Origin of the sequence: Marinomonas sargassi (assembly GCF_025716875.1) — a bacterium.
GTDB classification, from domain to species: Bacteria; Pseudomonadota; Gammaproteobacteria; order Pseudomonadales; family Marinomonadaceae; genus Marinomonas; species Marinomonas sargassi.
Map to the genome: position 1 here is coordinate 236,359 of NZ_JAOVZB010000002.1, position 11,485 is coordinate 247,843.

Genomic DNA, 11,485 nt, shown 5'->3' on the forward strand with positions numbered 1-11,485 from the left:
AAAAACGGAGAATTAAAACTCAGCGTTGTGGTAAACACGCTGCACGTCATCAAGATCGTTCAATAGATCTAAGAAACGTTCGAATTGCTCTACATCTTCACCTGATATTTCAGTTGTTGTTTGTGGTACAAACTGAATCTCATCAATATCAAATTCAATATCACCAAAAGCTTCTGTAATAGCAGCTTTGGCTTTACCGTACTCAGTATTCGGCGCGAAAACAGTTACCTTGCCGTCATCCAATTCAATATCGGTAACATCCACGTCAGCCATCATTAGAGCTTCTAGAACCGCTTCTTCGTCGTCACCAGCGAAAACAAAGATAGCGCTGTGGTCAAACATATGACTCACACTACCTTGACCACCGATCTTAGATTTCACCTTGTTGAAACAAGTACGAACATCACCAAAAGTACGGTTAGGATTATCAGATAAGCAATCCACTATGACCATAGTATTACCTGGGCCAAAACCTTCATAACGGGCAGTATCAAAATCTTCACCACCACCGCCTTTAGCCTTATCAATCGCCTTATCGATGACGTGGGTTGGAACTTGGTCCTTCTTCGCTCTATCAATTAATGAACGAAGGGCTAAATTACCGTTAGGATCAATGCCACCAGATTTTGCGCAAACATATATTTCACGGCCATATTTACTGTATACCTTGGCTTTTTGATCTGACGTTTTCGCCATGGACTCTTTGCGGTTTTGAAAGGCTCTGCCCATTAGATATTCCTATTCTTTAAAATCTTAAAACGCCGATTCTAACGTGTCCCCTAAAAAGAAGGAACCTATTCAGTTAGATAAATCGCTTATTCAAATCTATAAATAACCTATCTTTTACCCCACCCTATCGACTGATAGCCCTTTTACCACCAAAGACAAGGTATAAATTGCCCTATCTAAATCTTCTTCATTAACGCGGGTAAAGTTCAATCTTAAATAAGCATCATCTAACATGTGATCCGAGGAGAAAAACGGTTTTCCGGGTAACACCAAGACTTGCTCTTGCAAAGCGCGCTCCATCACTAGCATGGAGGAAACACCCTCTGGCAATCTAACCCAAAAGAACATGCCACCCGCTGGAATGCGATACGAAATCTGATTGCCCAAATATTTCAACAAGGCATCCGCCATAGCATCACGCTTTTTCTTATACACAGCTTTCAGTTTAGCTATATGAAGGAGGTACTGACCTGAACCTAAGAAATGGCTCACCATCATTTGTGCAAGACGATTAGTATGCAAGTCAGTTGCCTGCTTCACTTTCTCAAAATAAGGCATTAACTCTTCATCGCATGCCATATAGCCCACCCTTAAACCGGGCCAAAGCACTTTTGAAAAACTCCCCAAATACACCCAAGAAGAAGTTTTTAACATACTTGATATAGGGGGCAATTTAATCTCTTCATAACAAAGCTCACCATAAGGGTCATCCTCTATAAGCAAAACGTTCTTTTTTTCTAGTAACGAGGCAATTTCTTTACGTCTTTCTAGACTGTAACAATGGCCAGAAGGATTCTGGAAATTAGGGATCATATAGACAGCTTTTGGTTTGTACTCTTCCAGCTTTTCCTCAAAATCCTTTACAGACATACCAAATTCATCGGAAGTAACTCCCTGAATATTGGCACCTTGCAACCTAAATACCTGACAGGCCGCCAAGTAAGTCGGCTGCTCAGTAAGTATCGTGGCGCTGTTATCCAATACTGAGCGACTCACAATATCCAAGCCTTGCTGCGAACCATTTGTTACTAAGACTGCTTTCTGCCGATCAAGCCCCCGTCCAGCCAATATCTGAGCGATGTGTTGCTGCAAAACCGCCTCGCCATCGCTCGCCCCATACTGTCGACTATCTAGCAATTGATTAACATCTGGATACGCAGGCATCAAAGCATCGTCTGGCAAGCCACCCGCTAAAGAAATGATGTTTGGTTGCTGGCTATAATGTAATAATTCACGAACCAAGGATGGTTCCATATTTGAAACTGAGGAATTTAAAAGATGTGAAATATCCATATAAAAGGAGACCTTATTGATAAATAACAGCCACTAAAATCTCCTATATTTAGTGAGCAAAAAAGACACAGATCATGCTTTTCCGCACCATACAGAAAGCCTTCAGACTAAATGAGTATGAATAACTAAAGGCTTCTAAATAGTTCCTTATTTTTTGCACCAGCAAGAATAGCCAGCTTTCATTAATAAAATGTATAGTGAGTAAAATATGGAAAACGATTAAAAGATGAGCCTCTAACTCATTAATTGATATATTCTAAAGCACGCTCCGAAACAGCTTTATCTCCAACAAACAGGAATCCTCTTTATTATGTTGCCATTAAAAGGCTTGAAAATTCGTCATAAGCTTTTTGCCGTCTTTGTATTAAGCAACGTTTTACTTATTGTATCTATGTGGCAGGTCTTTCAATGGAGCTTTGACCGAGGCTTCGCTTCTTACGCAACAGAGCGGGATCGTGATTTTTTACAACAAATGGCCAACCGTACTGCCAACCGCTATTTCTTATTTAATGACTGGTCCGTTCTCATAAAAGAAAGCCAGCAAGAAAAAAAGTGGTACAAGGCTAAGCTAGATAATTTGCAAGATTTAATACCGCCTCCTAGCACCCCAAACTTGGATTTGATATACCCATCACAATACTACCGTCAGCGTTTTATTCTTTATGATGAGGATAAAAAAATTCTGATTGGTAAGGGGCGTTTTTCCGAAACAGAAACTCACCCAGTCACCATTAACAACCAAACCGTAGGCTATGTTGGGCTTCGTTCAATTAGGGATATTGTTCAAGATCAGACTCTGCGTTTCGTTCGACAGCAAGGTGAAGCCTTTTTATTAATTTCAATATTCATGCTTGCCATCGCAGCCTTACTAACTTGGCCCTTAGCACAATGGTTATGCAAACCTTTATGCTCGATGCAAAGAGCGACAAAGAAATTAGCTGCTGGTCAATTTGACACCCGCATACCGGTTAAAGGCTCTGATGAACTTTCAGACTTAAGCTGTAATTTCAACCGGCTGGCCTGTACTTTAGAAAGCTCTCGAGAAGCCAGAAAGCGCTGGATTGCCGATACTGCCCATGAATTGCGCACTCCTGTAGCTATCTTACGAGGTGAAATTGAAGCCATGCAAGATGGCATCATCAAACCTAGCAATGAGAGCTTAGCGTCGCTACACCATGAAACACTGCATATTGCCCGTCTTATTGATGATTTAAACCAACTGTCTATGCATGATATTGGCAGCTTGAACTATGAGATGGAAAGCTTAGCCATTACCGACATTATTGATCAAGTAAGCGGCTCTATGTTACTGCCGTTTAAAGAAGCAAACATTGAATTAAAGGTCATCAATAAACTAACAAAATCGGCTAAGGTTCTAGGGGATGGAGACAGACTGCATCAGCTATTTACCAATTTAATGAATAACTCATTGAAATACACTAATGCTCCGGGCTGTCTCACTATACACTCCTATAAGCAAAATAAAAAAATTATCGTTACCTTTGAGGATTCAGCTCCAGGGGTAAGAGAAGAAGAAAAAGACAAAATCTTTGAACAATTTTATCGAGTTGAAAACTCTCGTAACAGAGCAACCGGTGGACGCGGTTTAGGTCTATCAATATGCTCGAGCATAGTGGACGGACACCAAGGTAATATTTCTGCCTATGACTCCCAAGATGGGGGCCTAGGCATCAAAATCGAATTCCCATTACGTTAGATGGACACACAAAAACTATGAACAAAGTATTAATCATCGAAGACGAACCAAAACTAGCGGAACTTATGGCAGCTTACCTAGCACAAGCAGGGTATGAACATCACCATTTAGACAGAGGCGACATTGCGGTTGATTATATCAAGAACAACCCTATCGACTTAATCCTCTTAGACCTCATGCTGCCTGGCTTAGATGGCGTGGAAATTTGCAAACAAGTCCGTCAGTTTAGCGCTGTCCCTATTATTATGGTGACCGCGAAAGCGGAAGAAATTGACAGATTAATCGGTCTAGAAATGGGCGCAGATGACTATGTATGCAAACCCTTCAGCCCTCGCGAGATCGTTGCCCGTGTAAAAGCTAACCTTCGACGCGTACAACTTGATCAAGAAGAAGCTCCCCGAAACGATGGTTTTGAGCTAGACACTAACCGCTTAAGAGTGACTTACAAAGGTGAGTTAATTGACTTAACAACAGTAGAGTTTCAACTATTTCAATTACTGATAGCTGAACCCGGTCGAGTATTTGGTCGAGATCACATTATGAAAAGTATATACTCCGATAGCAGAGTGGTTAGCGATAGAACAATCGACAGCCATATAAAAAAGCTACGTAAGAAAATTGCAGCCGTAGCGCCAGAGCTAAATGCCATACACTCAGTCTATGGTGCAGGCTATCGATTTGAGAACATCGACTAACCTTAAGGAAGGTGAGAATAAGTCTTCTGAGCTTCAGTCTTATCAGAGAAACGGTCTATAACTCTTAACACCGAGAGGCCATTTCTCTGAAAGACCCGAAGGGCGTGGGCTAAGCACTTTTTATTCTTTGTTAAGCTTCTTGCAAATATGTTCAATATTGGACGGCGAAGCCTGCCTCGAATAATAAAGGTTTATCCACACGCTGAAGCCAGTGGACTTATGCGTACCTTCCTTAATAGACTGGTTTATGCACCTTCTATTTATTAAGGAAAGATGTGAATAACTTCTTAGATGTACTAGCGTTTTCTTTTTCGATCACCATGCCGATTTTTTTAATACTGGGGCTAGGTGTGGTGCTTTATCGAATAAAACTCATCAATGATAACTTCATTGATACTGCATCTAAGTTAGTATTTAACGTTACCCTTCCCGCTTTACTCTTTATCAGTATTTCAAAAACCAGTTTCAGTAGTGACACCAACTTTTCTCTGGTTCTTTATGCCATGGCAGCGGTATTTGCCACCTACCTTTTTTTAGAGTTTTTCATGAGGTACCTCGAAAAAGACAAAGCAGACCGCGCCGTCTTAATACAAGGTGCTTTCCGCTCAAACATGGGAATAATAGGCCTTGCTTATTGTGTTAACGCCTATGGCGATGGCGTTTATGCTGTTGCCTCTGTTTATCTAGGTGGAGTAACAGTACTTTTTAACATCCTTTCGGTAATTGGTTTAAGTAGAGGACTTGGGGGAGATATAAACACCTTAGGCATTATTAAAAACATCGCTAAGAACCCTCTTATCATCGCCATTGTGGCAGCGTTTGTGATGTCTCTTGCCTCTTTAAAACTGCCCGAAACTCTTTTTAGAGCTGGGGATTATTTTGCGCAAATGACACTACCTTTAGCCCTACTATGCGCTGGTGCCTCACTTAACTTTAACTCTCTTAAGAAGGGGATTTTCGGGGCTCTTATCGCCTCTTTTGGAAAACTCGTCTTCATCCCCATCACTTTGACATTTGGCGGCTATTTACTTGGTTATCGTGATATGGAACTTGGCGTTCTCTTCTTGATGGCATCGGCACCAACCGCATCAGCCAGCTATATTATGGTCAGAGCAATGAAAGGAAATTCAGAGTTAGCAGCAAATATTATTGTCATCACCACAATTGCTTCCTTGATTACCACCAGCATCGGAGTTACTTTGTTGAGAGCTATGAACCTAATCTAAATACCCACAGTGTTTACATAATAATAAAAGGCCTAGTGATCACTTGTTTTCTAAATTAAATCAAAACCGCCTTCTTTCTCTATTATATGGATTAGGGTTACTCACTCTGATCTTTCTCGGCGTTCACTCCATCGCTTATCAATTTCTGATTATTGATAAGCATTCCGAGGGGCAAAATAGGCTTCTCGACTATGTGGTAGAGCTACGCGAAGAGTTAAAGACCTATCAAATCCTTCCTTATGCTCTTACCGACAACCCTTCTTTACTATCCTATATAAAATATCCTGATAACCCTGTACTCGCCGACCGATTAAAACGTCACTTAGAAGACCTCACTCAAGTCTCCAAAACACAAGGCTGGTTTATTTTCTCTAAACAAGGAGGGCTACTTCTTTCCAACGAGCAATCCTCTAATTTTGTCTTTAGTGATTATTTCGACGAAGCACTATTTAGTAAGCGCCTGAAAGAACATCAAGGAGAACATCTACTGCTTGCTGGAAGAAGCCTCACCAACCAAGAGACCATTCATTTAGCCCTTGCCCCTGTTTACAATACTAGTGGGTTAGTGGGTGCCGTTGGTGTCCGTATTAATATTGACCAGTTGATAGATAGGTGGAACCTATTCCATGAGCTCGCTGCCATTACAGATAATCAATCTCGGGCCGTCTTCTCCCACAAATCCAATTATGATTTAAATTCAGATTGGTTAAGCAAAAAGAAAAACATTCGTTTTTTAGATGGCACGCAAGCGGAAGTCTACCAAACCCAGAAAGAGTACTTCCTACTACAAAGCGTTTTATTGGATGATTTGCAGTGGGAAATCCACCTCTTTGCCGATATGAGAAGCACCCAAACAGAAGCTCGACAAATCGCCTCTTTTGCCCTCGCATTATGCGCTCTTGCTTCATTATTTTGGCTTTACCGCCGTGAACGCGCCTTAAAAATCGCTTCCAAGAAAGAAAATAAAATCTTGATTGAAGACAGTGCTCAGCGACAACGAGCCCTAATAGAAAATACTCATGTGGGCCTAATGCAGCTCACAAGATACGGTGAAATCTCTTTTGTTAACCCTATGGGGTTACGTTATTTAGGTCAGAATAAACAACTACACAATCACCGACTTACCGATTTCTTACCAAATCTGGAAGAGAACACATTCGTTCGCTCTTTCATCTTAGAACTAAAGAAACAACAAAGACCTCCTGCTCACTTAGCTACAGACTTTATTGAACAAGAAGTCACCCTTCAAAAAGGCGACCATACCTATTTCCCTGCTTTGCTGTCTATTTCGGCTCTAGAATGGAGTGACTCTCAAGGCTATCTGGTCACTTTTATCAACATCAGTAAACGGAAAAAAGCTGAATTGAGTTTAGTGGAAGCTAATAGTCGACTAGAAGAAAGAGTTCTCGAAAGAACAAGAGCCTTAGAAGACACCCAACAAGAATTATTAAGAGCAGAAAAGTTAGCAGCAATCGGAAAAATGTCGACAGCCATTACCCATGAAATCAATCAACCTTTAACTGGTATCAAAAACCTCGCTTACACCACAGAACTATTACTAAAGAGAAAAAATATCGAGCAAGCCTTAAGCACCTTACCCGATCTAATCTCTTTGGTTGGCAGAGTGCAGACACTCACCAATGGGCTCAAAGTATTTGCTTATCAAAGACCTGAACACCTATCTGCCATTTCCATCAAAAAATCCATCATGGTTGCTATCGAAAACTTAGGTGACGAGGCCCAGAATGCCAATTGGAACATTCAAATAAACGAGACTGATAAAGTCATTGCAGAGGCCACACGGTTAGAAAGGATCTTCTCAAACTTAATTAGTAATTCTTTACAAGCCTGCCAAGAAGCAGATATTCCACCTTCAATTAGTCTATTTTCAAAAAGCAATGAAAAGCAGATTACCATTTACTACCAAGATAACGGCCCTGGCATACAAGCAGAGAAGTTAAGCCATATTTTCGAACCATTTTTTACCACTAAGCCAATCGGTAAAGGGCTAGGGCTTGGATTAGCCATTAGCGCGAATTTAGCTAAGGATATGAATGGTTCATTAACCGCTTATAATAACTCATCCTCCGAGCTGGTCTTCCAACTGACATTATTTAAGGCCTAGACATGAACCAAAATATAGAAAAGAACATCGAAGTTTGGCTATTAGATGACGATGATACCGTGAGGTCAACTACCGCCCAATGGCTAAGATTATCTGACTACCACGTAAAAGAATTTAAAGATGCCAATGCTCTTTTACAAGAATATAAAACAGGCGTTGCCAGTATTATTGTCAGTGATATCAGAATGGAGCCAATGGATGGACTCACATTAATGCACGCTTGTCTGAAGGAAGAAAAAAGCTTTCCTTTTTTACTTATCACCGGACACGGCGATGTTGATACCGCCGTCAACGCCTTACGTGATGGTGCTTTCGATTTTTTAGAAAAGCCCTTTGACCCAAATAGGTTAATACAAACCGTTGAAAAAGCCATTCAGCTAAGACGTGTACAACTGCAGCATGCGAACCAAACCTCATATCTTGGTGATCTGCACGGATTAGAAGAAGTCATTATTGGCCAAGACGAACACATGGTAAGAGTCAGGCAACAAATCTATACCTTTGCCAATATGGATACCCACGCCATTGTTTACGGTAAAACCGGCTGCGGTAAGGAGCTCGTTGCTAAAGCACTTCACGATTGCAGCCCCCGCAGAGGCAGTCCCTTTGTTGCGATAAACTGTGCAGCCATCCCTGCTGACTTATTTGAAAGTGAACTATTCGGGCATGAGGCTGGCGCCTTTACTAGCGCAAATAAAAGGCGTATCGGAAAATTGGAATACGCTAGCGGTGGCACACTATTTTTAGATGAAATTGAAAGCATGCCACTCGCCATGCAAATTAAACTCTTAAGAGTATTACAGGAGAATCAACTTGAGCGTATTGGTAGTAACACCACAATCAATATTGACTTGCGAGTTGTTGCTGCCGCTAAAAGCGATTTACAAACCCTAGAGAACTTTCGCCAAGATTTATACTATCGACTCAACGTCTCTCAGATACACTTACCTGACCTACGCCATAGAGGAAATGACATCCCTCTTTTGTTTGAACACTTTTGCCGGATTGCCGTTAAAGAACGTGGCGGTGAGTTCACCTCCCTCAGCCCCATAGATCATGAAACATTGACGCTTTATGGGTGGCCCGGAAACGTTAGGGAACTAAGAAATGTGGCGCTAAGGTACACTCTTGAACCTAATACCAGTATTGCCAAAATATTGGCAGGCTACCAAGCTCAGGAAGACACCCATTCCATATCCCCCCTACCTTTAAGTGTAAAGGTTCAAGATTTTGAACGCAGTTTAATTGAAGCTAGCATAAAGCAACATAAGGGCAATATTCAGCTTGTCTTGGAACAACTTCAGTTACCCCGTCGCACACTAAACCAAAAAATGCAGAAATACGGCTTAAATCGCATAGATTATCTTAAGTAACGACAATCCAAAGTAATTAGTAACTAAGGTAACCACCGCTAGAGTCTCCCCCCCCAAATCAACCAAAGTACAGTGGCCTGAGCTGTAAAGCGCCACTGTAAAGCACCTCCAAAATAAGAATTTAATTTTTTTAATGGGAATCACTTGCATTAGGAAGAAAAAAGATCTTTAATGATAACCATTATCAAGTTAGAGGCGATATGCAATGCAAGTTCACATGCATGATGTATATGAAAAGACAGGCAAGGTTAACCAAAATATGGCCAAGCATATCGTCGGTCATAAACACCATGTTGCTTTATTGCCTAACTTGTTTTTACTAAATCAACACATAAAAAGTCGCAGTGACTTATCCATTATTGAAGAAGCAGACGCCGGGTTATATTTTTCTTTTATCGGTGGTCAGGCCATTCAATCCATTGACGACATAGACTCTGTACAAATCTCTTATTTACCGAGAAAACTACAAGGTGAATTAGAATTTACAAAAGGTGAGCAGGTAGGTTTGCTTCAAATGAAGATTTCCTCAGCACACCTAGCCACAACATTAGGCGAAAACGAAGACCAAATCATTCAGCACTTCAGAATGATGAAAGAGAAACTAGGTAACGATAATGGAATTATTGAATTACCTTTTACTGAAAAGCTCGCTAGCTTGTGTGAACCAGTATTAACTCATACGGGTCATTCCATTAGCTTAGCTGGCCATATTTACGCAGTAATTTTTAATTTAATAGAACAATTGCAGATGTTGAGCCATTTATCTCAATGTGAAGACTGTCAAAGCAAACTATTCAATGCACAAAACCGAATAGAAATGTTAAATTATGAAGTGCTGGATATTAAGCAGTTATCTCAGCAAGTAGGATTAAACCCAGAAGCATTAGAAATTGGCTTCAATCTTATTGTCGGTCAGCCCATTAGAAGTTATTGGACTCTCACAAGAGTCAAATCGGCTGCTGTTAGATTAAGGGAAAATCCTACTAATAAAGGGAGTATTCTTGCTCAAAGCGGTCTTTCAGAAGAGCAATTTGAAGCAGCCTTCCTTCAACATTTTGGTGTCAGTAGTCACCATTATGGACAAATTCATTAGACGATAGGATTTATTGCAGAACATGGCTCAATCATCTATAGCCCTTATATACGGTACTGATACAAACAACACAGAAGAAGTTGGAAACAAAATAGCGAAGCAGTTTGAAGAATTAGGTGAAACGGTTGATATCTTCAATATTAAAGATATTGAACCTAGCTTACTTGAAAGCTACGGCACTCTAATTCTTGGTATCCCTACTTGGGACTTTGGTGGCATCCAGTCTGACTGGGAAGACATCGAAGACAGCTTAACAGCTCTATCTTTAGACAATACAGTAGTAGCTCTATACGGATTGGGAGACCAGTTTGGCTACGGTGACTACTTCATTGACGCGGTGGGTTGGTTATATGAAAAGTTACTTCCAACAAAAGCAAAATTCGTAGGCCAATGGTCAACGGAAGGTTACGAGTTCGAAGCATCTCGTGCATGTGTTGAGAACAAAGAAAATTTCATTGGTCTTGCGATCGATGAAGACCAACAATTTGAACTCACTGATGAACGTATCGAGCAGTGGGTTATACAAGTTTACGCGGAGAGAGCAGTAGAATTAGCATAGGTTATCACCTGACTGACCATTAAATAGAAGTTAACGACTAAAATTTGGGTCCACACATTCGCTGCCCCGAATGCCAAATTTACATTCTATTTAATGAGATAATAATGCTTATTGCTTTCAGAAGTGTAAAGAACGTGACTATCTCCCCTTCTCTCCTGCTTGGAGGTAGTCACGCATTTCTTTTTCCCATCAATGTTGGTTATGATTAGTTTTCAATAACTCAACAGCTGTCTTTTTATGCATATAGAACTTTTCGATCTTTTTATACTCACCTTTGTTTTTATTATTGTTTACGCTTGGTGGCGCAATATAGCTATAAGAGAGATGGCACTCGCCCGCACTAAGAAGCATTGTCAATCACTCGATTTACAACTATTAGATGAGAGCATTGCTGGTACAAAGTGGCTACCTACCTGGCATCAAGGCCAAATAAAAATACGTCGACACTACCGCTTTGAATTTACTTCTAGTGGCCTAACTCGCTATTCAGGAAAAATTCAATATATTGGTAACCAACAAGAAAATATATGGTTAAGCCCCCACGACTTTTAACTTCTTACCTGTATAAAAACAGCCCTACCTAATACCCAAATAAACAATTTTCACTAACAAAAATTAACTTCCATACACATTTATTTGCATAGCTACAATAGTTAACAATAGAATGAAGTCATG

At 40.6% G+C, this 11,485-nt stretch carries 10 protein-coding genes; 8 read left to right on the top strand and 2 right to left on the bottom strand.

What is annotated here, in order from left to right; translation table 11 throughout:
- Nucleotides 1–12: 12 nt before the first annotated feature.
- Both OFY17_RS05605 and OFY17_RS05610 read right to left on the bottom strand, forming a co-directional pair.
- On the bottom strand, nt 13–729 hold the full coding sequence (locus tag OFY17_RS05605) for a YebC/PmpR family DNA-binding transcriptional regulator (protein WP_263529742.1): 717 nt from the start codon (nt 727–729) through the stop codon (nt 13–15).
- A gap of 114 nt (nt 730–843) precedes the next feature.
- Entirely contained in the window at nt 844–1,983 is a 1,140-nt protein-coding gene (locus OFY17_RS05610; protein WP_263529743.1) for an aminotransferase-like domain-containing protein, read from the bottom strand.
- A 349-nt stretch (nt 1,984–2,332) separates the two neighbouring features.
- Between OFY17_RS05610 and OFY17_RS05615 the strand changes: the two genes are divergently transcribed.
- The 8 genes from OFY17_RS05615 (at nt 2,333) to OFY17_RS05650 (ending at nt 11,362) form a co-directional block, all read left to right on the top strand.
- A complete protein-coding gene (locus tag OFY17_RS05615; protein WP_263529744.1) occupies nt 2,333–3,739 on the top strand; it encodes an ATP-binding protein in 1,407 nt (468 codons plus the stop codon).
- Nucleotides 3,740–3,756: 17 nt separating this feature from the next.
- Nucleotides 3,757–4,434: a response regulator gene (locus OFY17_RS05620; protein ID WP_263529745.1), complete on the top strand. Its 678-nt coding sequence runs from the start codon at nt 3,757–3,759 to the stop codon at nt 4,432–4,434.
- Nucleotides 4,435–4,709: 275 nt separating this feature from the next.
- Nucleotides 4,710–5,660: an AEC family transporter gene (locus OFY17_RS05625; protein WP_263529746.1), complete on the top strand. Its 951-nt coding sequence runs from the start codon at nt 4,710–4,712 to the stop codon at nt 5,658–5,660.
- 43 nt (nt 5,661–5,703) lie between these two features.
- Nucleotides 5,704–7,785, top strand: coding sequence for a PAS domain-containing sensor histidine kinase (locus OFY17_RS05630; protein ID WP_263529747.1), 2,082 nt, complete (start codon nt 5,704–5,706; stop codon nt 7,783–7,785).
- A 2-nt stretch (nt 7,786–7,787) separates the two neighbouring features.
- On the top strand, nt 7,788–9,158 hold the full coding sequence (locus OFY17_RS05635) for a sigma-54-dependent transcriptional regulator (RefSeq protein ID WP_263529748.1): 1,371 nt from the start codon (nt 7,788–7,790) through the stop codon (nt 9,156–9,158).
- Nucleotides 9,159–9,363: 205 nt separating this feature from the next.
- Nucleotides 9,364–10,251, top strand: coding sequence for a helix-turn-helix transcriptional regulator (locus OFY17_RS05640; protein ID WP_263529749.1), 888 nt, complete (start codon nt 9,364–9,366; stop codon nt 10,249–10,251).
- 22 nt (nt 10,252–10,273) lie between these two features.
- A complete protein-coding gene (locus tag OFY17_RS05645) occupies nt 10,274–10,810 on the top strand; it encodes a flavodoxin (protein ID WP_263529750.1) in 537 nt (178 codons plus the stop codon).
- A gap of 237 nt (nt 10,811–11,047) precedes the next feature.
- A complete protein-coding gene (locus OFY17_RS05650) occupies nt 11,048–11,362 on the top strand; it encodes a DUF3301 domain-containing protein (protein ID WP_263529751.1) in 315 nt (104 codons plus the stop codon).
- The last annotated feature ends 123 nt before the right edge of the window (nt 11,363–11,485 follow it).

Coding starts and splice junctions, on each gene's coding strand:
- OFY17_RS05605 (WP_263529742.1), bottom strand. CDS start 729: ATGGGCAGAGCCTTTCAAAACCGCAAAGAGTCCATGGCGAAAACGTCA.
- OFY17_RS05610 (WP_263529743.1), bottom strand. CDS start 1,983: ATGGAACCATCCTTGGTTCGTGAATTATTACATTATAGCCAGCAACCA.
- OFY17_RS05615 (WP_263529744.1), top strand. CDS start 2,333: ATGTTGCCATTAAAAGGCTTGAAAATTCGTCATAAGCTTTTTGCCGTC.
- OFY17_RS05620 (WP_263529745.1), top strand. CDS start 3,757: ATGAACAAAGTATTAATCATCGAAGACGAACCAAAACTAGCGGAACTT.
- OFY17_RS05635 (WP_263529748.1), top strand. CDS start 7,788: ATGAACCAAAATATAGAAAAGAACATCGAAGTTTGGCTATTAGATGAC.
- OFY17_RS05640 (WP_263529749.1), top strand. CDS start 9,364: ATGCAAGTTCACATGCATGATGTATATGAAAAGACAGGCAAGGTTAAC.
- OFY17_RS05645 (WP_263529750.1), top strand. CDS start 10,274: ATGGCTCAATCATCTATAGCCCTTATATACGGTACTGATACAAACAAC.
- OFY17_RS05650 (WP_263529751.1), top strand. CDS start 11,048: ATGCATATAGAACTTTTCGATCTTTTTATACTCACCTTTGTTTTTATT.